Consider the following 22,272-nt stretch of genomic DNA (forward strand, 5'->3'; position numbering starts at 1 on the left):
ATTGACGCCACCGTAGAATCGTCCAGCGCCGCCCTGCCCCCATGAAGCGCATCCTCGTCGTCGAAGACAGCACCGACCTCGCCGGCGGGCTCCAGCGGAACCTGGAGCACGAGGGCCACCGGGTGCGCGTCGCCGGGACCGCCGCCGACGCGATCACGCTCGCGCTGGGCGAGGTGCCGGACCTCATCGTGCTCGACCTCGGTCTCCCCGACCGCGACGGCTACCACGTGCTCGCCACCCTGCGCGAGCGCGGCTGCCAGAGCCCGGTGCTCATCCTCTCCGCGCGCGGGCTCGAGGCGGACAAGGTGCGCGGCTTCCGGCTGGGCGCCGACGACTACGTCACGAAGCCGTTCGGCGTGGTGGAGCTCATGGCACGCATCGGCGCGCATCTGCGGCGGGCGACGGGGAGCAGCGCGGCCGCGGAAGGGGGCACGCTGAGCGACGATGCGCTGCGCGAGCGCTACGGGCTCACCGACCGCGAGATCGAGGTCGCGCGCCTGCTCGCCCTCGGCGCGTCGAACGCGGAGATCGGTGAGGCGCTCGGCATCGCGGCGATGACGGCCCGCAACCACACGGAGCGCATCCTCCTCAAGCTCGGCGCGTCGACGCGCGCGCGGGTGGGCGCGGTGCTGCGCGGACAGGTGCCGTGGGGCGCGGCCTGACGCCGGCGTTCGTTAGGCGCCTGCGGGCGCGCGGATGGCGCTCGCTCGTCGTGAGCGCCGCGCTGTTCGGCACGACGCTCATCTCCGTCGCCGGCGCGTGGGCCGCGCGGCAGGCGTGGGTCGAGCATCAACGGTCGGTGGACGCGGCGCTGCGCGAGTACGCGCGCTACGCGGCGCGTGCCTACGGCGAGCAGATGACCGCGGCGCTCGGCCTCCTGCGTGCCCAGGCGGCCGCGGCGGCGAGCGTCCCGGCGAGCTCGCATCCGCTGACGCTCGCCGAGTTCGCGGCGGCCGCTGGCGCGGTGCTCGATCGGCGCGCGTCGTACGCGGGCGACCGGTGGCGCGGCTTCTACCGCATGGACCTGCGCGACGGACGCTACGAGGCGACCGGCGCCGCGGCGGACGACGCGGTGCTGCGCGACTCGATCCCGGCGATCGCGCGCCGCACGACGGCGCACGCCGAGCCCGCGGGCCTCCCGCCATTCGCGTTCCTCCGCCACGGCGGCGAGGTGCTCATCGTCGTCGTCGCGGTGCAGCGCGACGCGCGCGACGTGCCGGTGGCGGCGTTCGGCTACGTCGGGTCGCGGCTCCGCATGTACGCGGCGGCCACCGCCGGCGTCGCCCGTCGATCGCCGATGCTGCTGCCACCGTCGACCATCACGACGTCGTGGCTCTACGGCGAGACGACCAGCGAGGACACGCTCGTCGCGCTCCAGGTGCTCGGCGACGCGGGCGAGGAGTACTATCGCACGCCGCGGCAGTACGTGTCCGACGCGAGCGGCGAGTTCGTGTTCCGCGGGATGTCGACGAGCACCATCCGCGCGACGCTCCACCCCGCGCTCGCGGCGCGCATCCGCGCGAGCTACCTGCACGACGACCGACGCGCGCTGCAGCTGCTGCTGCCGCTGCTCGCGTTGGGCCTCGCCGCCGCGGGGGTCGTGCACCTGCGGCGCGAGCGCGAGCTGCAGCAGGCGCGGCGCGACTTCGTGGCCAGCGTGTCGCACGAGCTGCGCACGCCGCTCGCGCAGATCCGCATGTTCAGCGAGACGCTGCTGCTGCGCCGCGAGCGCGACGAGGAGGAGCGCGCGCGCTGGCTCGGCGTGATCGGCCGCGAGGCGCGCCGGCTCGGCGATCTCGTGGAGAACATCCTCCTGTTCTCGCACGCCGAGTCCGCACGGCTGCGGCTCGAGCCGGAGCGCACGGACCTCGGCGAGCTGGTGGAGGAGGTCGTGGAGGCGTACGTGCCGATCGCCGCGTCGCGCCACATGCGCATCGTCGCCGACGCGCCGTCGCGGATCTACGCGCTCGTCGACCCGCGCGCGCTGCGGCAGGTCGCTGTCAACCTGCTCGACAATGCGCTGAAGTACGGCCCCGCGCGGCAGACGGTGACGGTGGAGGTGGAGCGCGTCGCGCGCGACGACGCGCAGCGCGACGAGGCACAGTGGGCACGCATCGCGGTGACCGACGAGGGACCGGGCGTTCCCGCGGCCGAGCGCGAGCGGGTGTGGCGCCCGTTCGTGCGGCTCGGCGACGAGGGCGGCACGTCCGGGGGCAGCGGCATCGGGCTCGCCGTCGTGCGCAGCCTCGTGGACCAGCACGGCGGCCGCGTGTCGATCGAGGACGGGCCGGCCGGCCGCGGGGCGCGCGTCGTGGTGCTGCTTCCTCTCGCCGCTCAGGCGCCGCCGCTCGGTGCGCCGCCTAACGGCAGCCGCGTCACGGCGTCCGGCGCGCCGGCGTGACGGCCGACGACACGGTCGCCGACGGAACGACGGTGACGACCGCCGAGTCCACCCAGGTGCCTAACGTCGCGTAGACCTTCGTCGTGCCGAGCGTGACGCCGGTCACGGCGCCGCTGTCGTCGACCGCGAGCACGGCGGGGTTCGCGGAGCGGATCGCCGGCGGCGTCGCGAGGAGCGCGAGCGACGGATAGCCCTGCGCGTTCACCGGCACCACCGGCAGCCACGCGCGCGCGCGCAGCGGCACCGTGAGCGCGGGCGACATGAAGCGGATGCCGGCCACGGCGGCGCCCGCGGAGTCGGCGCCGCGGGACGGCGTGGTGATGTGCGGCACGTCGGTGGGCATCGCGTCGGGATCGGTGACGCGGTCCGCGCACGCGGCCAGGCAGGCGAGGCCGAGGGCGGCGACGGCGGTGAGACGGGCGGGAGGGAACGACACGGCGGGGACCTCGAGGCGGGTGCGGCTCTTCCCTACCGAGTACCCTGGCCATCGCCGCCGCGTCACCGGGACGGGACAAACCCGCGCCGCGGCCGCCTGTCCCACCCGCGCGGGTCCGAAGCCTCACCGTCCACCGCCGCCGCCATGCACGCGCTGCTCGTCGACCTCCGCCTCGCGCTGCGCTCCCTGCGCGCGCACCGCGCCACCACCGCCATCGCGCTCGCCTGCCTCGCGTTAGGCACCGGCGCGTCGACGGCGATCTTCTCCGTCGTCCGCGCCGTGCTGCTCGAGCGGCTCCCGTACGCGGCGCCGGAGCGGCTGGTGCGCATTCACGAGCTGCGCACGCGGCAGGGCGTGCGCGACCGCTACGCGGCGTCGGTGCCGAACTTCCAAGACTGGCGCGCGACCAACCGGACCCTCGCCGACGTCGCGGCGTACGCGCTCGCCAGCCGCAACCTCGGCGGCACGGAGCCGCTGCGCGTGCAGGTCGTGCGCGGCACGTCGAACCTGTTCACGGTGCTCGGCGCGCGTCCGCAGCTCGGGCGCGCGTTCCGACCGAGCGACGACGAGGGCACGGCGGTGCTGAGCGACCGGCTCTGGCGCGCGCGCTTCGGCGCCGACCGCGGCGTGGTGGGCACGACGGTGCTGCTCGACGGCGTCCCGCACACGGTGCTCGGCGTGATGCCGCCGGGGTTCGACTTCCCGGTCGCCGCGGAGCACACCGACGCGTGGATCCCGCTCGCGCTGCCGCCGACACGCGAGAACGCCGACCGCACGAGCTACTGGCTCTCGGTCGTCGCGCGGCTGAGAGACGGCGTCACGCTCGACGCGGCGCGCGCGGACCTCGACGCGGCGACGGCGCGCATCCGACAGGACCACCCGGAGCTCGGCGCCTCGTTCGGCGCGCTCGTCGAGCCGCTGCGCGACGGCGCGGTGCGCACGGTGCGGCCCGCGCTGCTGCTGCTCTCCGCGGCCGTGTCGCTCGTGCTGTTCGTGGCGTGCGGCAACGTCGCGAACCTGCTGCTCGCGCGCGCCGAGGGGCGGCGGCGCGAGGTGGCGATCCGGTCGGCGTTGGGCGCGGGGCGCGGGCGGCTCGTGCGGCAGTTCCTCACGGAGAGCGTCGTGCTCGCGCTGACCGGCGCCGCACTCGGCGTGCTGCTCGCCCTCGCGGGCGTGCAGGGCGTGGTGACGCTCGGCGCGGCGAGCCTGCCGCGCGCGGACGCGGTGCGCGTGGACGTGCCGGTGCTCGCGTTCGCCGCGGGGCTGGCACTGCTCACCGGTCTCGTGTTCGGCGCGGTGCCGGCGCTGCGCGCGACGCGCCGCGCGGCGGGGCGCGAGCTCGCGGAGGCGTCGGTGCGCACGAGTGCCGGGCGTGCCCAGCGCGGCACGCTCTCCACGCTCGTCGTGGCGGAGATCGCGCTGTCGTGCGTGCTGCTCGCGGGCGCGGGGCTGCTGCTGCGAAGCTTCGCGCGCGTGCTCGCGGCGGACGCGGGGTTCGACGCGCGCGGCGTGCTCACGTTCCGTGTGAATCTCCCCGAGGAGCGCTTCGCGGTCGACGAGCGCTACTCGCGGTTCGTCGCCCCGGTGCTCGCGCGCCTGCGCGCACTTCCCGGCGTGCGCGCCGCGGCGATGACGAGCGCGCTGCCGCTCCAGCCGTCGAGCGGCAACGGGTCGTTCCGCATCGTGGGGCAGCCGTGGGACGCGGACCCGCAGCGCCGACCGTTCGCGGAGTTCCGCGTCGTGAGCGATGGCTACTTCCGCAGCCTGCGCGTCTCCGTGATCGAGGGACGCGAGCTCGACGCACGCGACGCGGCGGGCGCGCCGAAGGTGGCGCTCGTGAACGCGGCGTTCGCGCGCCGGTACTTCCCCGGCGAGAGCGCCGTGGGCCACGCGCTGTACGCGTGGGAGAGCGCGCCGAGCACGATCGTCGGCGTCGTGCACAGCGTGCGGCAGCTCGGCATGGACCAGGACGCGCGGGCCGAGGTGTACGCGCCCGCGGCGCAGGTGCCGCAGCGGCTCCGCGCCATGACGTTCGTCGTGTCGACGACGGGCGACCCGCTCGCGCTCGCCGCCCCGGCGCGTGCCGCGGTGCGCGACGCGGCGAGCGACCTGCCGGTCTACGCCCTGACGACGATGGAGCGCGTGGTCGCGGCGTCGCTGCTCACGCGGCGGCTCACGCTCGTGCTGCTCGGCGGCTTCGCGGCGCTCGCGCTGACGCTCGCCGCGGCGGGGCTGTACGGCGTCGTCTCGTACGGCGTCGCGCAGCGCCGGCGCGAGATCGGGGTGCGCGTCGCGCTCGGCGCGCGCGGCGTCGACATCGGGCGCATGGTCGTGGGCGATGCGCTGGCGCTCGGCGCGTGGGGTCTGGCGTTAGGCATCGCCGGCTCGGCGGCGGGGGCGCGGCTGCTCGCCGGACTGCTGTACGGCGTGGATGCGGCGGATCCGCCGACGTTCCTCGCCGTCGCGGCGGTGCTCGCCGTCACGGTGCTCGCGGCGAGCGCGGTGCCGGCGCTCCGCGCGGCGCGCGTCGATCCCACGGTGACGCTGCGCGCGGAGTGACACGCTTCGGCATACGCCTGTCACGTTTCGTTACGGCCGTCGGCGGCACGGGATCGGCGACCGGATCGCGCAAGCCGAGGCGTGGCAACGCGTTAGGCAGCCGGACGGGGAGGCGCGGCACGGGGCGCGCGGCCTGCCTTGGAGAGAGGCGTCACCGGACGACCGGGACGTTCCCTCTCATCACCGCCAATGTCCATCACGCATCGCCTGCTCAGCCTCACCGCTGCCGTCGCCCTCGTCGGTGCCACGGCCTGCTCCAACGACGGCCCCGCGGCCCCCGCGCTCGGCGCCCCCTCGCTCTCGAAGAGCGGCACCGCGGCGAGCGGCGGGAGCGGCGGCGGCGGTGGCGGCGACAACAGCACCTCGACCACGTCCGGTCCGCCGGTCGCGCCGTCGTACACCGCGCGCATCGACTCCATCGGCGTCGTGCCGACGGCGATGTACTACGGCACGCCGTCGGAGTGGACGATCGGCGGCTACCGCTTCGAGGCGAACTCGCTGACGCATCTCAAGGCGCCGGAGGGCCCGCTCGTCGTCGGCGCGTGCGTGAGCGTCACGTTCTCGGTCACCTACACGGGCGCGTACCTCGCGTCGGAGATCAAGACCGAGCAGCAGTCGCGGTGCGGCTGACGGACCGTTAGGCGCCCGTCACCCCGGCACGTCGAGGTAGATGGCGCCATCCTCCACGCTCAGCTCCAGGCCGGCCGCGCGCGCGGCCTCCTGGAGCGCGGCGTCGAGCATCACCACCGGGTCGGGGCTCACGTCGAGTCGACGCATGAGCCCCTCGCCCTTTCGCGTGCCGACGGTGAGCGTGAGCTTGAGCCCGCGCCGCTTGCACTTCACCGCGGTGCCGTCGGGGAGCGTCGCGTTCATCGGCTTCACGTACGCGTCGATGTAGTGCACGCCGATCCCCGACTTGTCGCCGGTGTGCGCGGGGAGCTTGGAGGTGGCGACGGCGTTGACGTCGCAGAGCTTCTGCTTCATGCGCGCTGGGTGAGGTACTGGTCCATTGCGGCGCGGAACGCGCGGATGTGGTCGGGCGTGCTGCCGCAGCAGCCGCCGATGATGCTCGCTCCCGCCTCGAGCAGCGGGACGACGCCGGCCACCATCTGCTCCGGCGTCTCGTTGTACACGACCTTCATGTTCACGAGGCACGGCTGCCCCGCGTTCGGCTGCGCCATCACCGGCAGGTCGGTCGCCTGACGGTAGCGCTCCACGGCTTCCTTCGCGCGCGTCATGTCCATGCCCGTGCCGCAGTTCAACGCGACGACGTGGGCGCCGTTCTCCTGCATGAACTCCGCGGCGCGCTCGGGATCGATCCCCATCATCGTGCGGAACGTGGAGCCGTCGAGCGTGACGTCGTAGGCGAGCGAGCCGATGATGCACGGCGCGCCCGCCTCGCGCGCGGCGGCGATGCCGAGCCCCAGCTCCTCGAGGCTCGTCTGCGTCTCGACGATGATCGCGTCCGCTCCCGCGTTCACGAGCGCCGCGGCCTGCTCGGCGAACGCGTCGCGCACCTCGGCCTCGGTGAACTCGCCGTACGGCTCCATCAGGCCGCCGAACGGCCCGACGTCGCCGATGACCCATCCCTCCCGCCCCGCGGACGTGAACGCCTCGCGCGCGATCTCGACCGCGGCGCGATTGATCGCGTCGACGTCGCCCGACGCGCCGTGCCGGTTCAGCATGATGCGCGAGCCGCCGAACGTGTTCGTGAGCAGGCAGTCGGAGCCCGCCTCGACGTAGCGGCGCTGGATGCCCAGCACCTTCTCGGGGTGCGTGAGGTTCCACTGCTCGCCGCAGCGTCCCTGCTCGAGCCCCGCGAGCATGAGCTGCGTGCCCATCGCGCCGTCGGCGAGCAGCGGGCGCTCCTTGATCGCGTCGAGTAGTGCCGTCCTCATTGGCGGTGCCCTCTGAATGTTGTCCGCGGATTACGCAGATTACGCAGATTACGCAGACGCTCGCTCTCGCTCGCGCGCGGCGAGCGCGTAGTGAATGGTCTCCAGCACGATGCCCCACTTGTGGTCGCGGCTGTCGCGCTCGCAGTAGCAGCCGGCGCCCATCGCGGGACGGCTCCACGTGAGCACGTCGTCGAGCGGACGGCCGGCGAGCGGCGCCTCCTCGTCGATCGCCGTCATGAGCGCGGTCGACGCGGCCCGGTAGCGGCACATGAACCGGTAGCCGTCGTCACCCGGGGCGGGAGCACAGCGCTGGCTCAGGATGGGGTAGCCGTCGTCGGCCGCGCCCAACGTCACGGCGTACTCGAAGTACAGCGGCCGGCCGAAGTTGCTGCACGTCGTTCCCTCGTAGCGGAAGCGCGCGTCGGTGGTGCCGTCGGCATTGTCGACGAGCGTGAGCCGCTCGGCCGACCACCGGCGCAGCGCGCGTGCGCTCGTCGCGTACTGCCCGTCGACCGTGAGGCGCACGACGCGTCCCGGTGCGCCGCGCCGACGCCGCTCGCCGTACGGCGCGCGTCGGTACTGACAGCCCACGAGCGCGCACCCGCGACACGGAACGAGATCGGTCGCGCGGCGCACACGCTCCACGTACGGCGTGACGCCGAACACGGCGAGCAGCGACTTCTTCGGCGACAGCATCCCCGACTCCAGCACGTCGAGCGGGCCGGGGAGCGCGCCTAACAGCGCACGCAGCCGCGCCTGCTCGGCGATGTCCCACTCCGGATAGCCGGGGCTGTAGTGCGGCAGCACGGCGAGCCCCTCCGGCTCGGCCGACGCGCACAGCCGCGCGCCGGCCGACATCACGAGGTGCTCGACGACCGCGGAGCCGTACATCTCGAGGAAGAAGTACTCGTCCGGCTTCTCGTCGCGCCACCGACGCTGCGCCTCGCGCTCGATCTCGGGCCCCGCGCTCGCTCCGACGAGCACCACGCGGTCGGCGCCCGCGTCGCCGAGCGTGCGGTGCAGTCGCGGGCTCGCGAACGGGACGGCGTCGATCGCGACGACGCCGTTCGACACGTCGAGCGCCCGCGTCTCGCGCGCGACGATCCACGGCCGCCCGTGCTCCGCGTACCACGCGCGCGCCATCGCCGCGAGCTCCGCCGCGCGGTCGTCGAGCGTGTGGCCGCGCGGGTAGCCGAGCAGGCGCACGTACTCGGCCGGATCGACGGCGACCGGGGGCGCGGTGTCGACGAACGAGATCATGGCCGTTCCGTCTCACGCGGAGACGCGGAGTACGCGGAGAACGGCCCATTCATGTCGGCGTTCTCCGCGTTCTCCGCGTTCGCCGCGTCTCCGCGTGAGCCATGAAAGGCTTCGAGCCGCCTGAACTGACAGCCGTCGACGAAGAAGTCGAAGAACGACGGGTGCGTCTCGAGGCGGCAATGCTCGACGCGGCGCACGAGATCCTCCAGCTCGCGCCGCTTCGTCATGGAGAGCAGCGCGATGCACGCGCCCTCGATCGCCGCATTGCCGACCTGCACGACCTTCTCGGCCGGCAGGTCCGGCACGAGCCCGATGCGGCGCGCCGCGTCGAGCGAGAGGTGGCGTCCGAAGCCGCCGGCGAGGTAGAAGACGTCGACGTCGTCGAACGACACCCCGTACTCGCCGAACACGACCTGCAGGCCAGCGACGTTCGCGCCCTTCGCCTGCGCGAGCTCGTTCACGTCCGCCTCGGTGAAGTACACGCCGGGCGCGAGGTCCACGCGCTCGCCGTCCTCGAAGCGTCCGAGCTCGTTCATGCGCCCGGTGCGCAGCAGCTCGCTCAGCAGGTCGATGAGCCCGGAGCCGCAGATCCCCTGCGCCTCTCCGTCGCCGATGACGCCCAACGACACCGTGCCGTCGGCGCCGAGCGACACGCGCTCCACCGCGCCGTCGAGCCCCGGCATGCCGCACGCGATCGCGCCGCCCTCGAACGCGGGCCCCGCGGGGCACGACGCGGCGAGCACGCGCGTGCGGTTGCCGAGTATGAGCTCCGTGTTCGTGCCGATGTCCATCACGCACACGAGCCGGTCCTCGTGCGCGAGGTCCACGGCGAGCATGCACGCCGCCGCGTCGGCGCCGACGTGGCCGCTGACGATCGGCGCGCCCCACACGCGCGCCTTCGGGTGGATCGGCAGCAGCGCGCGCCGCCCGGTCGTCGCGAGGCTCGTCGTCGCGCGCTTCCCCTCCGCCATCTCGATCTCGGTGATGGAGCGGTACGGGTTCTGGCCGATCGTGTACACGCTCTGCCGGAAGAACAGGTCGCGCATCGTGGCGTTGCCGACGACGACCAGCTCGTAGATCGTCTGCGGATCCACCGGCATCGCCTCGATGGCGTGCGCGAGGTAGCCGGCGAGCGTGCGCATGAGCACGCGCTTCCCCTGCCGCGTGTCGTAGTCGATGCGCGACATCACGTCCGACCCACCGAACCGCTGCGGGTTCTCGAAGCTCGCGTCGGCGATCTGCTCGCCGGTCTCGAGGTCGAACAGCCGCAGCACGACGGTGGTGGTGCCGAGGTCCATCGCGAGCCCGTGCAGCGGACCGGCGGCGCGCGCGATCTCCTCGCCGTCGAGCAGCACGCGGTCGCCGTCGCGGGTGACCGCGGGATCGAGCCCGCGTGCGCCGCCGGGAAGCCCGTACGCGTGCCGCTCCACGCGCATCTTGCCGCGCCGCATGGTGTGGCACACGACGGCGCCGCCGGCCGCGGCGACGCGCGCCTGGCACGACAGCCGGAAGCTCCCCGTGAGGTGCGACTCCGGCGGCGTGGGCGGCGTGAGCGCGTCCGCCCCGGCGGTCACCTCGACGATGCACTCCTTGCACTTCCCGTTCTTCTGGCACGACGTCGGCACGCGCACGCCTAACGACTCGGCGAGCTCGAACAGCGACGGGCCGCCAGGCTCCGCCGCCGCCGTGCGACCGTCGATCGTGATGGTTACAGACATGAAAGCTGGTGCTGTTCGTCTTGGACAGGATGAACAGGACGGACAGGATGAAGACCAACACCGAAGGCACTGCTGTTCGTGTTGGTTCTCATCCTGTCCGTCCTGTTCATCCTGTCGAAAGGAAAGGCCACCAGTATCCTGTCCTTCATCCTGTCACGCCCTGTTCGAGCTCGGACCGCACGGCCTCCACCACGTCCGCCGCCGACCCCGCGCGCTCCATCTCGTCGCCCCACGTGTACTGGGCCGAGTAGTCGTCGCCGCCGGAGAGGCCGCGCTGCGCCGCGAGCAGGTCGACGCGCGCGACGGAGCGCGGGAGCTCGACGCTCACCTCGTTCCCGGCGTCGTCCTCGCCGCGGATCTGCACCGGCACCTCCTGCCAGTACAGCACCCTGTACGTCGTGCGCGTGCCGGGCCGCGCGGCGGGTGCGTCGGCGTCGCGCGCGGCGACGGTGGGAGCGGCGGACGCGGCCTCGTCGCGGGCAGCGCCGGAGAGCTTGAGGAACAGGTCGACGGCGGCCGACGCGTTCTGGCCGTAGCCGTCGGCGCCGATCTCGTCGGCGAACATCTGCGAGATCGGCGCGCCGCCGACGGCGAACTTGACGTCGGTGCGTCCCGCCGACTCGAAGCCGTCGATGACGGTCTTCATGTACGTCATCGTCGTCGTGAGCAGCGCGCTCATGCCGATGATCGTCGGCTTCACGCGGTCGGCGGCGGCCATGAACTTCTCGACGCTCTGGTCGACGCCGATGTCGTGCACGTCGAACCCCGCGCCCTCGGCCATCATCGCGACGAGGTTCTTGCCGATGTCGTGCAGGTCGCCGCGCACGGTGCCCATGAGCAGCGTGCCGACGCGCGGCGTGTCGCTGTCGCGCGCCGAGAGCAGCGGCTTCAGCACGGCCATGCCGGCCTTCATCGCGCGCGCGGCGATGAGGACCTCGGGCACGTACAGGATGTTGTGCTTGAAGTCCTCGCCGACGACGCTCATCCCGGCGATGAGCCCCTCGTTCATCACCTCCTGGAAGTGCCGCCCCTCCGCCAGGGCGTCCTTCGTCATCTGCTCGACTTCCTTCGCCTTCCCCTCGTAGAGGTACTGATTCATCAACGCGTAGTCGACCATCGGCTCGGGCTCCTCGGTGAATTAACCGCAGAGGACGCAGAGGACGCAGAGGATGCAGGGAAGAACCAGAGGCAGTCCTCTGCGTCCTCTGCGTCCTCTGCGGTTCATTTCGTTGCAGCCAGTCGCTTCGCGTTGAACTCGGCGAGCGCGTCCTGCATCGCGATCCAGTTCTCGTACGGCATCCCCGGGCTCACGCCGCCCCCGACGCTGAGGATCATGCCCGAGCCGTCGGGGCCCGTGCCGCCCTCGAGGACCTCGAGCGTCGCCTCCTTCACCTCATCGGGCGTGCCGCGCACCGCGACCTCGAGCGGGTTCACGTTCCCCATGAGGCACATGCGGTCGCCGACGCGCTGCTTCACCTCGCGGATGTCCTTCTGCTTGCCCCAGTTCAACACGTTGAACCCGGCGTCGGGCAGGTGGTCGAGGCACGCGTCGACCTCGGCGTCGTTGTGATACAGCTTCACCCAGTCCTTCGGGAACGCGTCGCAGATCCGCTTCAGGTACGGATGGCAGAACTCCAGGTAGTGCTCCTCGTTCACGAAGCCGACGATGTCGTCGAGGATGAAGATCCCCTCGACCGTGTCGCCGATGACCTTGTGCTGCGCCTTGAGCCAGTCGATGACGACGCGCGTGCACAGGTCGAGCAGGCGGTGCACCTCGTCGGGCTTCTCCACGAGCTCGATCATGAGGTTGCTCGTGCTGCGCACGAAGCCCGCGGTGCACATCGGGCCGCGCGCCGTCACGAACGGGATGATCTCGCCCATCGCGCGGATCTTCGGCAGCGCCATCTTGTAGCGGTGCAGCGTGAGCGCGGCGAAGCCGTCCGCCTCGACCTCGTACTCGGGGAACTCGTCGATGTCCTCGAGCCGGTAGAGCGTGTGGTACTCGCTCGGCGTGTTGTTGTCCCAGAACTTGATCTTCGCGCCGAGGATCGACGGCTCGGCGGCCATGCCGTACTCCATCCACCACGACGGGATCATGATCACGTCGGGGAAGTCGCGGATGACCTTCACGTTCGCGTTGAACCACGCGTCCGGGTCGAGGTAGTAGTCCATGTGCGGCACGCCGACGTAGCCCGGGATCCACGGGCTGTCGACGATCATCGCCATCGGGATCTTGTCCTGCGGCTCGAGTCGCGCGGCACGCTTGTACGCTTCCCACTGTTCCGGACGCATTCGGATCCTCTCAGAGTACGTGGCTGGTGGCTTTCACGTGGAGACGCGGAGACATCAAGTGGAAGCGAACACGGGAGCCAGGGCCCCGCGCTCGACGGCCTGCAGGGCGCAGCGAATGTAACCCAGGGCGTACGCCATGCCCGCGTGCCAGGGGGCGGCACACGTCATCTCCGGGGTGTGGTCGGGGATCAGGACGCCGTCGTAGCCCGTGTCGTGGAGGATCTGCACGACGCGCAGCATGTCGATGTCCCCCTCGTCGACGAACACCTCCTGGTAGAGCGGCACCTTGCCGCGCACGTTGCGGAAGTGGACGTAGGCGATGCGCCCGGCCCGCGCGAACTTCTCCGTCGCCTCGTACACGTCGAGCGTCGCGCCGTCGGTCGGCATCTCGGACAGGGAGCCGAGGCAGAACTCCAGTGCGCTCGCGCGGCTCGGCACAAGGTCGAGCATCTTCTGGTACTTGTCGGGGCGGTTCACGAGGCGCGCGCCGCCGCGGAGCTGGTCGGTCGGCGGATCGTCGGGGTGGAGCGCCATGCGCACGCCGCACTCCTCGGCCACCGGCAGGATCTCGGAGAGGAACCACTCGAGCCGCTGCCAGATCTCCTCGCTGGAGATCGGCGCCACGGTCCCCTCGGGCGCGTCGGGATCGTAGACCATGTTCCACACCATGCCGTTAGGCAGCGGCGTGCTCTTGTCGATCTTCGACTCGTCGTACACGAGCGCCTTCGCGCCGCCGCGGCCGAACGGGCCCTTCGTCCATCCCCACACGCCGGCGATGGAGAAGTTGTAGCCCATGATCGGGATGCCCGCCTTGCCGACCGCCTGGATCGTGCGCTTGAGCTGCTCCATCTGCTGTCGCTTCTTCGGGCCGTCGAGCAGCACGTCGTGCCAGTGCGACGGATCGAAGTTCTCGATCGCCTCCCACGTGAGGCCGTTCGCCTCGATGTCCTTCTTGATCGCGGCGAGGTCCTCGTACGTCCACGGCCTGTCCTGGTTCTGCGTCACGCCCCACCCGAGCCGGTTCGGGCCGCTCGCGAGCACCGGGTTCGAGCCCTTGAAGTAGTCCACGAGGTGCACGACGAGGTGCGTCACCCCCGCCTGCTTCGCGAACGCGTAGTTGTCCTGCGTGAGCAGGCTGCGGTACAGACCCAGGCCTAACTTCATCGGAGGGTTGGTGAAGTGTGTGCTGCGTGGAGGTGTCGGGGTCAGACGCCGCTGTACGCGCTGAAGCCGCCGTCCACCGGGATGACCACGCCGGTGACGAACGACGCCGCGTCGCTGCACAGGAACACGACCGCGCCCACCAGCTCGTGCGGCTCGCCGAACCGGCCGATCGGCGTGCGGTTGACGATGGTCTTCGCGCGATCGGTGTAGCTGCCGTCGGGGTTGATGAGGACCGCGCGATTCTGCTCCGCGACGAAGAACCCCGGTGCGATCGCGTTCACGCGGAGCCCCGGCCCGCAGCGGCGCGCGAGATCCACGGCGAGCCACTTCGTCGCGTTCTCCACCGCGGCCTTCGCGACGGAGTAGCCGAGCACCCCGCTGATCGCCTGCATCGCGGCCATCGACGAGATGTTGACGATGCTGCCGTGTCGCCCGCGCGCCATCGGCTCGCCGAAGACGAGCGACGGCCCGACGGTGCCATGGAGGTTGAGGCTCACGACCTCGTCGAACGCCTCCATCGACAGCGAGAACGGCGTCGTCTTGTCGGTGCGCGCGCGCGCCACGTTGCCGCCGGCCGCGTTCAGCAGGATGTCGACGCTCCCCCATGCGGCGAGCAGCTCGTCGCGCGCAGCGCGGAGCGACTCCTCGTCGAGCACGTCGGCGACGAGCGGCATCGCCTCCGCGCCCGCCGCGCGCAGCTCGTCGCACTTCGCCTCCGCGCGGTCGCGGCTGCGGCCGAGGATCGCGACGCGCGCGCCGGCGGCCGCGAGGCCGGTGGCCATGGTGCCACCCAGCACGCCGTAGCCGCCGGTGACGACGGCGGTGCGGCCGCTCAGGGTGAAGGTATCCAGCATCGGTCGCCTCTCAGGGTTGGAACGTGCCAAGCGTTAGGCGCGAGGAGCGAGCCGGCCGCTCGCTCACTGGAACGCCGTCTCGCGCAGCACCAGCCGCCGGTCGCCGCGGAACGTCAGCGCGAGATCCGGCGACGAGACCGGCGTCTCGCACCGCGCGGTGGCGTTCGCGCCGACCGGGCACACCGAGCGCGCGCCGTTCACCGTGATCTCCAGCGCCAGCGCCCGCGGCGCGGGATTCTCCACCGTCGTCACCATCGCGCGCGTGCCGTCGGGCGCGCGCAGCCACACGCGCCCCTCGCCTAACGGTCCCGCGTCCTTCGCCAGCTGCACCGAGCCCCCCGAGGTGAAGCCGTACGGCCCGAACGGCCGCCGTCCGCGGCCCACGTACTGGATCGCCGGCCGCGTGTTCCAGCCGCCGCTCGACCCCGCGAACCAGAAGCCTAGCGAATCCACGTGCACGGGGTACTGCTCGCCCAGCTCGCGCGGCACCACCGGCACGGTGTTCAGGAGGAGCCCGCTCTGGATGCCGACGACCGCGCCGCGCTCGGACGCGTAGTCGCCCCACGTCACCGTAGGCGCCACGCGCACCTGCGGCTCGTGCGGCAGGTCGCCCGCCGCGTAGCGCACGAGGTTGCGCAGGAACCGGTCGGCCACCGGATCGCGCCCCACGCGCGGCACGACGTCGAACCCGGAGACGAGTACCGACCCATCACCGACGAAGCACTCCGCGAGCGCGACGCCCTCGAGTCCGTGATCGTAGTCGGCGAGCAGCGCGACTCGGCCGAGCTCCGCGGGGCGCGTGACGGCGAGGCCGTGCGTCACCGGATAGACCGCGGGGAAGCCGGGCTTCGACTCGTCCCAGCCGGTGTGGTCGGACCAGAGGAAGAAGCGGTCGCGCGACAGCCCGTCGAACACCGGGTGCGCGGGGCGCTCGGGGTTGATCGCCATCCCCTGCGCGAACGGCCGCCCGCCGGGGAAGACGAGCGGATGGTCGAGCGCCGACGTCTGCACGCGCAGCCCGCCGGGCAGCCACGCCGCGTCGAGCGCCGTCTGCTCCAGGATCACCGCGCGCCCGCCACGCTCGACGAACGTGCGCAGCGCCGCCGAGTCGTCCGCGAGCCGCGCGTCCCACGAGCCGGCGCCGACGACGAGCGCGTCGCGCCGCGGATCGAGCGCGCCGATCGACGTCACCGGCTGCGGCGCGAGGCCTAACGCGACGAGCGCGCGCGTCGTGCGGCCGCTCGGGTCGTAGACGCGCACGCGGCGCGCGAGCGTGCCGGTCTCACCCGCCGCACCCGCGTCGCCGCGCGCCGCGACGAACAGCCGCGTGTCGTTGCGCGAGACGGTGTCGGCGCCGCGCAGCAGCGCGCCAGCCAGCGTGTACGTGCCCGTGGGAAGCGCGGCGGGGAGCGCGACGGGGACCGCGCGGCTCGTCGCGGCGTAGTAGGCCACGTCGCCGAACGGCTGCGTGCCGCTCGCCCGCACCGTGCCCGCGCTGTCGAGCAGCGTCCAGCGCACCGCGACGCCGCGCAGCGCGCGCCCCGTGGTGTCGTCGTTCACGACGTGCGCGACGGGATGGATCGTGCTGCCCGCGTAGACGTTGGGCGTCCACGACTCCCAGCTCAGGAGCACCGGCTGATAGCTGCGCGCATACTGCGCGACGACCGGCTTCGCGCCGAGGTCCGCGACGCCGGTGGCGCGGTGCCAGTTCGCGAACGCGATGGTGAACGGGCTGAGGCCCGAGAGAGACGGGTTGCGCTCGCGCAGCCGCCGCGTGATCTCGATCGCCTGCCCCGCCATCCACGCCTGGTACGCGAGCGCGCGCGCCGACTGCTCCGCCTCCGGCGCGTGGCCGGTCCAGTTCAGCTGCGAGTCGGGCTGCTTCGTGTCGCTCGCCAGGTTGAAGCGGCCGTCGGGCCCCGTGTAGTTGCCCGTGTTCTCGGTCAGCGTCATCGGCTGCATGGCGCTCGACCGCCAGCAGATCTTCGGATCGCGCAGCGTGTAGAAGCTGAGGAACGAGTTGTAGTACCAGCCCCAGTACCGGTGCAGGTCGCACACGTTGCCGGCGCGCCCGAAGCCGTAGCCGGCGTTGCCGATGTAGAGTCGCGTATCGTCCCACCGCGACAGCGTGTCGTACGCGGTCTGCAGGAACGCGGTGACGGCGGCGTTGTTCTTCGACAGGTAGTGGATGTCGGGCGACGACTGCTCGTTCGACAGCGCGTAGATCACCACGCTCGGGTGGTTCGCCTGCGGCGCGACGACGGAGTCGCGGTACCAGCGGAGCGCGGCGCGCGTGTCCTTCGGGGGGCTGGTCGAGGTGCCGCCGCGCGGCGTGCCGTAGTGTCCCTGAAAGATCAGCATCCCCGCCGAATCGGCCGCGTCGAACCACGTCTGGTTCGGCTCCGTGAGGCGGATGATGTTCACGTTGTGCGCCTTCATGAAGCGCATGTACTCCAGCGCGAAGCGCGGGCTGTCGTCGAGCGAGTCGGGGAGGTTGCGGCCGGGCGGGTTGATGGCGTTGCCGCGCAGGAACACGGGGCGGCCGTTCAGCACGATGCGGCCGTTCTCCGCGCGGATGGTGCGGAACCCGAAGCGCACGAGCTGCGCGCCGGCCCCACGCGGCCCGTCGGCGTTCACCTCCGCCAGATACAGGCTCGGCGACTCGGGGCTCCACAATCTCGGACGCAGCCCATCGACGCGCTTCACGAGCTTCGCCGTGCCGGCGGAGTCGGCCAGCGTGCCTAACGTGCCCCGCCAGAGCACGGACCGGTCGGCGGTGCTCGTGATCTTCGCGATGACCGTCGCGCCCGTGAGCGCAGCTCCGTTAGGCGTGCGGACCTCGAACCGCACGCCGCTCGTGTCGGCAAACGCGAGCACGTTCATGGGCACGAGACGCTGCGCATGAACCACGGAGGAGCAACCCAACGACAACGAGAGCAACAGCGCAGTCCTCTGCGTCCTCTGCGTCCTCTGTGGTTCATGCTCTTGAAAGGCACGAACCACAGAGGACGCAGAGGACGCAGAGGAAACCTCTTTCGTGAACTTCTTCATTTCCGTCGAATCCGGATGGCGTTCAACACGGCCTGACCCGCGATGGGCCTGAACGTCACGACGACGCCCGACCCGTTCGTCGCCGAGACCTCGGTGGTGATCGGGCGGGCAGGTGCGACGTTGCGGCGCGTGGCGAGGTCGAGTCGCTCGACGAGCGTGCGGCCATTCACCGCGACGCCGAAGGCGTGCGCGCCCGGCGCCTCGCCCGGCGGCAGCGCCCCGCCCGCGGCGCCCGCTCCCTGCGCGCCGCCCGGCTCGGCGAACCGCAGCTCCAGCTCGTAGTCGCCGTCGGGCACGTCGAAGCGGTACGCGTCGAGCCCCGCGCGGTACGTGACGTAGAGCGGCGTCTGCTTCGTGTCGGTGATCACGATCTCGCGCGCCATGAGCGCCGCCTTGCCGCCGACGTAGCCGAAGCTCCCCGGCGCGTACGCGCGGTCCTCGAGCCACACCGGGCCCGTGTCGTCGAAGTACTGCGCGTTGGAGCCCACGTTCACCGCGATCTCGCGCCACGTCGTGTCGCGCAGCGCGCGCGGCACCACGTCCATGCGGATCACGAGGCGGTCGACCACCTTGCCCGCGCGCGCCTCGATCACGTTGTCGCCGGCCGCGAACGGCACCTGCCAGCTCGCCTTCGTGACGTCGTCCGGCGCGCGGGTGCCCAACGACTTTCCGTTCACGAGCAGCTCCACCGGACCCGCGTTCGAGTACACGTCCACCGGCTGCGTCACCGTGCGCGCGCCGGTCGAGTCGATGCCGGCGCGGTGGCGCCAGTCGCGGCTCGCGACGTACACCATCGGCGTCGGGTTCCAGTTCGCCTTGTAGAGGTAGTAGACGTCCTTCGGCTGCCGGTCGAACGTGAGCAGCCCTTTCTTGTTCATGTTCGGCGTCGACTCGCCGATGTGCGGCTGCGCGAAGTCGAACTCGTTCCACACCGCGGTGCCGGCGAGCCACGGCCGCGCGCGCGCCTGACGCAGGTAGCTCTCGTGGTACAGGCGATGATACGCGCCCGAGTGGTCGAAGCGCTCGGGCACCACCGCGTTCAGCCGCAGCTCGCTCCCCGACCCGTACTCGCTCACGACGATCGCCTGGCTCGGGCTCTTCGCGTGGCGCCGGTCGAGCGTGGGACCGAACTCGTCGAGCGTGCCGGAGTACCAGCCGTTGTACAGGTTGAGCCCGAGGATCTGCGTGATCGCCGCGACGCCGCTCTCGTCGTACGACGTCGCGCCGTGGATCGCCATCGTCGTGAAGCGCGACGGATCCTCGGCGCGGGCCACGGCGTCCATGCCGTGCGCGAAGTCGCGCACCTCGCGCATGTACGTCGTGTCGCTCTGCCGACCGATGCGCTCACCGGCCTCGCTCCACAGAAACACCTCGTTCATGATCCCCCACGTCACCACGGACGGGTGGTTGCGGTGCTGGCGGATCATCTCCCGCAGCATGGTCTGCGCGTTGCGCGTGAACTCCGAGTCGACGGTGATGTGGTTCACCACCGGTACCTCCTCCCAGATCAGGAGGCCGAGCCGGTCGGCGGCGTCGAGCACCGCGGGGTCCTGCGGGTAGTGCGCGAGCCGCAGGAAGTTCGCGCCCATCGTCTTGATGATCTCCAGGTCGCGCACGTGCTGCGTGTTGGAGAGCGCCGAGCCGAGCCCCGCGTAGTCCTGGTGACGGTTCGTGCCGCGCAGGAACGTCTTCTTCCCGTTCAGGAAGAACCCGTCGGGCCCGAACCGGAACCAGCGGAAGCCGAGCGGGCTCGTGACGCGGTCGGCGAGTCGCGCGCCGTCGTAGACGTCGGTGTACACCGCGTACAGGTACGGGTCGTCGGGCGACCAGAGGTGCGGACGCGCGACCGGCGGGAGCGCCGTGTCGAATCCCGCGCTCGCGTTGGGCGCCGCCGTCACGCTCGTCTCGCCGCGCGCCACCTCGCGCCCCGCGGCGTCGAGCACGGTGCTCACGACGCGGAGCTGCCGCGCCGGCGCGCCGTCGTTCGTCACCGCGCCGCGCACGCGCACCGTGCCCCGCTCCGCCGACACCTCGGGCGTCGTCACCGCCACGCCGCTCGAGCCGAGGTCGCTCGTGGTGACGTGCACCGGGTCGGTCGCGACGAGCCACACGTCGCGGTAGATGCCGCCGTACAGCGCGAAGCCCACCGACAGCGGCGGGATCATCGGGTCGTGCGAGTTGTCGACCTCCACCGCGACCAGGTTGTCCGCGCCGAACCGCGCGTGGCGCGTGAAGTCGACGGTGAACGCCGTGTACCCGCCCTTGTGCTGCCCGACGAACGCGCCGTTCACGTACACGCGCGCCACCTGGTTCGCGCCCTCGAAGTGCAGCAGCAGCCGGCGTCCGCGGAGCGAGTCGGCGAGGGTGAAGTGCTTGCGGTACCAGCTCGCCCCGCGGCGATAGCTCTCGACGTCGTCGAACGGGTCGGTCGCGTTCCACGTGTGCGGCACGTTCACGCGCTGCCATCCCGCGTCCGACAGCCACGCCTTCTCGGCGAACTCCACGCCGTCCGGCAGGAAGCGCCAGTCGTCGTTCAGCGTGTAGCGCACGCGCGGGTCGGGCTGCGACGCGGCGACCGCGGGGACGAGGATGCAGAGCGCCGCGAGCAGCGAGCGGAGGCGCGCCGTGGCGGAGCTCCACGTACGAGGTCTCGAAGGACTGAAGAAGGACTGAAGAAGGACTGAAGAAGGACAACGACGGGTGTTCTTGCAGTCGTCCTTCTTCAGTCCCTCTTCAGTCCCACCAGAAATTCGTACGTGGAGTCGTCCCACGGTCATTCCCTGGTCCCGTAGTGTCGAAGGACGCGCGCGCGGTCGCTGCGCCCGGTGTGGAGGAACACGCCGCGTCCGCCGTTCGCGAGATAGAGATCGGCCACGCGTTCCACCGCCGCGCGCGCCGCCGCGGAATCGCCCGCCACGCGCGCGGCTTGCACGTCGAGGTCGCGCCGCGCGTAGTCGAGCATGAGCCGCAGCCGCGCGATCGCCGCCGTGTCACCGCGCGCGGTGCCTAACGCGGACTCGGCGGCGGCCAGCCGGGAGCGCGCGTCGTTCACGCGCTCGCGCGTCGGCGGCGCGGAGTACGGCACGGTGCCGGCGACGCGCACGGTTCCCTCCAGCGCGACGATGGCGTTCAACGCGGCCGGGCCCGCCGCGCCGTAGCGCGCCGCGACGTAGCGCTTCAGCAGCGAGTCCGCGGCAAGCGTCGGATCCCACGCGAGGTGCGCGAGCATCCAGTGGTTCGGCTCGTACGTCGCCCAGTCGCCAGGCTCCGCGTACGTCGTGATCCCCCGCAGCGACTGGCCCGCGTACCAGCGCAGGTCGTGCTGCAGGTAGTGCGGCAGGATCACCGGCAGCGACATCCACGCGTACTTGCGGTAGTAGGAGTAGATGGCGACGTCGCCCGCGAACGCCGCGCGCCAGCGGCCGAGCGCCTCGACGTACTGGCGGTTGTTCGCGCCACGCGGGTCGTCGATCTGCACGTCGAAGTTCTGGCCGATCGGGCAGAAGTCGACGAGGATGCGCGGATCGAGCATGACGCCGGTCGGCGGCTCCTTCGCGCTCGCGTAGGCGATGACCTCGAGCCGCACGCGCGAGCCGCGGCCCGCGAGCGCCGCCTGCACCGCGTTCGCGAGCGCCGCCTGCCGGTCGGCCGGCGTGCCTAACGCCGTACGCTCGGCCGCGCACTCGGCCCACTTCGCGCCGTCGGGCGGCCAGAAGTCGAACACGTCGATCTCCGGACGCGCGTCGAGATACGCGACGACCGCATCGACGACGTGGCGCACGGCGTCCGCGTTGCGCGTGTCGAACACCACGCTCGGGTCGCGGCTCGGTCGGCAGGCGGCGTCCTTGCCGAACCACTCGGGGTGGGCGGCGAACAGCGCGTCGTCCGTCGGCGACAGGAAGTTCTGCCACCCGTGGCCGCCGACCTCGATCGTGACGCCGCGCCGCACGAGCTCCGGCGTGAGCGCGGCGCGCCACGCGTCCCACCGCACGCGGCCACTGCCGCCGTAGTCGAGCGGCACGACGAGCGTGTTGAGCCGCGCCTTCGGCATCCACCGCGCGATCGCGGCGAGCGACTCCGAGTCGTGGGACAGGCCCTCCTCCACCTCGAGCGCACGGCGCGTGAACGCCGGCCGCACGACGACGTCCGCCGGCCCCGCGTACGCGAGCCGCTCGACGCGCGGCACGACCTCCGCCGCGCCGTGGTAGAACGCGAGCTCCGGCGCGAGCCACGCGCAGCCGAGCCGCTCGAGCAGGTCGTACGCGGCGAACAGCACGCCGCGCGGCGTGGCCGAGGCGAGGATGATGGAGTCCCGACGGACGCGAATGGCGTATGCGTCGCCCGCGACCGCCGAGTCGTTAGGCAGGCGACGAAGCGCGATCACCGGGCCGCGCGCGTCGCGTACGACGGGATGCGCGCCTCCCGTCATGCGCGACAGGTATGTCGACAGCTCGCTCGCCGCGAGCCGCACCGGCGCCGCCGTGTCGGATACGACGATCGCGCGACCCGCAATGGGAACAGGACGCTGCGCGAGGGCCTCTTGGCTCGGCAGTGTGGACAGGATGAACAGGATGGACAGGATGTGAACAACAACACCAAGGCGGTCGTTGTTCACATCCTGTCCATCCGGGTCATCCTG

General features: G+C 71.9%; 16 protein-coding genes. 4 read left to right on the top strand and 12 right to left on the bottom strand.

Translation table 11 applies throughout. From position 1 onward, the window contains the following. Positions 1-41: 41 nt before the first annotated feature. Both J421_RS34195 and J421_RS27230 read left to right on the top strand, forming a co-directional pair. Positions 42-662: a response regulator gene (locus tag J421_RS34195; RefSeq protein WP_025414277.1), complete on the top strand. Its 621-nt coding sequence runs from the start codon at positions 42-44 to the stop codon at positions 660-662. Further along, positions 647-2,401 carry a sensor histidine kinase gene (locus J421_RS27230; protein ID WP_025414278.1) on the top strand — a complete coding sequence of 585 codons (1,755 nt, stop codon included), beginning with the start codon at positions 647-649 and terminating at the stop codon, positions 2,399-2,401. Before J421_RS34195 ends, J421_RS27230 begins: the two co-directional genes overlap by 16 nt. On the opposite strand, the gene J421_RS27235 is transcribed toward J421_RS27230, so the two are convergent. Further along, on the bottom strand, positions 2,376-2,837 hold the full coding sequence (locus J421_RS27235; protein WP_025414279.1) for a hypothetical protein: 462 nt from the start codon (positions 2,835-2,837) through the stop codon (positions 2,376-2,378). The two genes, J421_RS27230 and J421_RS27235, sit on opposite strands and share 26 nt — an antisense overlap. Positions 2,838-2,981: 144 nt before the next feature. Between J421_RS27235 and J421_RS27240 the strand changes: the two genes are divergently transcribed. Together J421_RS27240 and J421_RS27245 are read left to right on the top strand one after the other, a co-directional pair. After that, on the top strand, positions 2,982-5,396 hold the full coding sequence (locus J421_RS27240) for an ABC transporter permease (RefSeq protein ID WP_025414280.1): 2,415 nt from the start codon (positions 2,982-2,984) through the stop codon (positions 5,394-5,396). 189 nt (positions 5,397-5,585) lie between these two features. Next, positions 5,586-6,026 (top strand): hypothetical protein, encoded by a 441-nt coding sequence (locus J421_RS27245; protein WP_025414281.1) that lies wholly within the window; start codon positions 5,586-5,588, stop codon positions 6,024-6,026. Between the two features lie 18 nt (positions 6,027-6,044). On the opposite strand, the gene J421_RS27250 is transcribed toward J421_RS27245, so the two are convergent. From J421_RS27250 to J421_RS27300, 11 genes are all read right to left on the bottom strand, one after another. Then, positions 6,045-6,380 (bottom strand): hypothetical protein, encoded by a 336-nt coding sequence (locus J421_RS27250; protein ID WP_025414282.1) that lies wholly within the window; start codon positions 6,378-6,380, stop codon positions 6,045-6,047. Beyond that, positions 6,377-7,294, bottom strand: coding sequence for a homocysteine S-methyltransferase family protein (locus tag J421_RS27255; protein ID WP_025414283.1), 918 nt, complete (start codon positions 7,292-7,294; stop codon positions 6,377-6,379). The genes J421_RS27250 and J421_RS27255 overlap by 4 nt, the downstream gene beginning before the upstream one ends. A 48-nt stretch (positions 7,295-7,342) precedes the next feature. Further along, entirely contained in the window at positions 7,343-8,554 is a 1,212-nt protein-coding gene (locus tag J421_RS27260) for a hypothetical protein (RefSeq protein WP_025414284.1), read from the bottom strand. Then, positions 8,551-10,272, bottom strand: coding sequence for an ASKHA domain-containing protein (locus J421_RS27265; protein ID WP_025414285.1), 1,722 nt, complete (start codon positions 10,270-10,272; stop codon positions 8,551-8,553). The genes J421_RS27260 and J421_RS27265 overlap by 4 nt, the downstream gene beginning before the upstream one ends. Before the next feature lie 145 nt (positions 10,273-10,417). Continuing rightward, complete coding sequence (locus J421_RS27270) at positions 10,418-11,389, bottom strand: corrinoid protein (RefSeq protein ID WP_025414286.1); 972 nt, start codon at positions 11,387-11,389, stop codon at positions 10,418-10,420. 104 nt (positions 11,390-11,493) lie between these two features. Continuing rightward, positions 11,494-12,564 carry a uroporphyrinogen decarboxylase family protein gene (locus J421_RS27275; RefSeq protein WP_025414287.1) on the bottom strand — a complete coding sequence of 357 codons (1,071 nt, stop codon included), beginning with the start codon at positions 12,562-12,564 and terminating at the stop codon, positions 11,494-11,496. Positions 12,565-12,618: 54 nt separating this feature from the next. Continuing rightward, positions 12,619-13,728, bottom strand: a complete 1,110-nt coding sequence (locus J421_RS27280) for a mannonate dehydratase (protein ID WP_025414288.1) — start codon at positions 13,726-13,728, stop codon at positions 12,619-12,621. A gap of 41 nt (positions 13,729-13,769) precedes the next feature. Beyond that, positions 13,770-14,582 carry an SDR family oxidoreductase gene (locus J421_RS27285; protein WP_025414289.1) on the bottom strand — a complete coding sequence of 271 codons (813 nt, stop codon included), beginning with the start codon at positions 14,580-14,582 and terminating at the stop codon, positions 13,770-13,772. A 63-nt stretch (positions 14,583-14,645) separates the two neighbouring features. After that, positions 14,646-17,465 (bottom strand): glycoside hydrolase family 2 TIM barrel-domain containing protein, encoded by a 2,820-nt coding sequence (locus tag J421_RS27290; RefSeq protein ID WP_025414290.1) that lies wholly within the window; start codon positions 17,463-17,465, stop codon positions 14,646-14,648. Between the two features lie 164 nt (positions 17,466-17,629). After that, complete coding sequence (locus tag J421_RS27295; protein WP_025414291.1) at positions 17,630-20,182, bottom strand: glycoside hydrolase family 2 TIM barrel-domain containing protein; 2,553 nt, start codon at positions 20,180-20,182, stop codon at positions 17,630-17,632. Positions 20,183-20,406: 224 nt separating this feature from the next. After that, positions 20,407-22,248 carry a DUF4838 domain-containing protein gene (locus J421_RS27300; protein ID WP_158508924.1) on the bottom strand — a complete coding sequence of 614 codons (1,842 nt, stop codon included), beginning with the start codon at positions 22,246-22,248 and terminating at the stop codon, positions 20,407-20,409. Positions 22,249-22,272: the final 24 nt, after the last annotated feature.

This window comes from Gemmatirosa kalamazoonensis, assembly GCF_000522985.1.
Classification (GTDB): domain Bacteria; phylum Gemmatimonadota; class Gemmatimonadetes; order Gemmatimonadales; family Gemmatimonadaceae; genus Gemmatirosa; species Gemmatirosa kalamazoonensis.

What these genes read in the sequence shown, in the direction of transcription:
- J421_RS27265 (WP_025414285.1), bottom strand. Translation starts at nt 10,272, where the DNA reads ATGTCTGTAACCATCACGATCGACGGTCGCACGGCGGCGGCGGAGCCT.
- J421_RS27290 (WP_025414290.1), bottom strand. Translation starts at nt 17,465, where the DNA reads ATGAACGTGCTCGCGTTTGCCGACACGAGCGGCGTGCGGTTCGAGGTC.
- J421_RS27275 (WP_025414287.1), bottom strand. Translation starts at nt 12,564, where the DNA reads ATGCGTCCGGAACAGTGGGAAGCGTACAAGCGTGCCGCGCGACTCGAG.
- J421_RS27280 (WP_025414288.1), bottom strand. Translation starts at nt 13,728, where the DNA reads ATGAAGTTAGGCCTGGGTCTGTACCGCAGCCTGCTCACGCAGGACAAC.
- J421_RS34195 (WP_025414277.1), top strand. Translation starts at nt 42, where the DNA reads ATGAAGCGCATCCTCGTCGTCGAAGACAGCACCGACCTCGCCGGCGGG.
- J421_RS27250 (WP_025414282.1), bottom strand. Translation starts at nt 6,380, where the DNA reads ATGAAGCAGAAGCTCTGCGACGTCAACGCCGTCGCCACCTCCAAGCTC.
- J421_RS27285 (WP_025414289.1), bottom strand. Translation starts at nt 14,582, where the DNA reads ATGCTGGATACCTTCACCCTGAGCGGCCGCACCGCCGTCGTCACCGGC.
- J421_RS27260 (WP_025414284.1), bottom strand. Translation starts at nt 8,554, where the DNA reads ATGATCTCGTTCGTCGACACCGCGCCCCCGGTCGCCGTCGATCCGGCC.
- J421_RS27270 (WP_025414286.1), bottom strand. Translation starts at nt 11,389, where the DNA reads ATGGTCGACTACGCGTTGATGAATCAGTACCTCTACGAGGGGAAGGCG.
- J421_RS27240 (WP_025414280.1), top strand. Translation starts at nt 2,982, where the DNA reads ATGCACGCGCTGCTCGTCGACCTCCGCCTCGCGCTGCGCTCCCTGCGC.
- J421_RS27245 (WP_025414281.1), top strand. Translation starts at nt 5,586, where the DNA reads ATGTCCATCACGCATCGCCTGCTCAGCCTCACCGCTGCCGTCGCCCTC.
- J421_RS27255 (WP_025414283.1), bottom strand. Translation starts at nt 7,294, where the DNA reads ATGAGGACGGCACTACTCGACGCGATCAAGGAGCGCCCGCTGCTCGCC.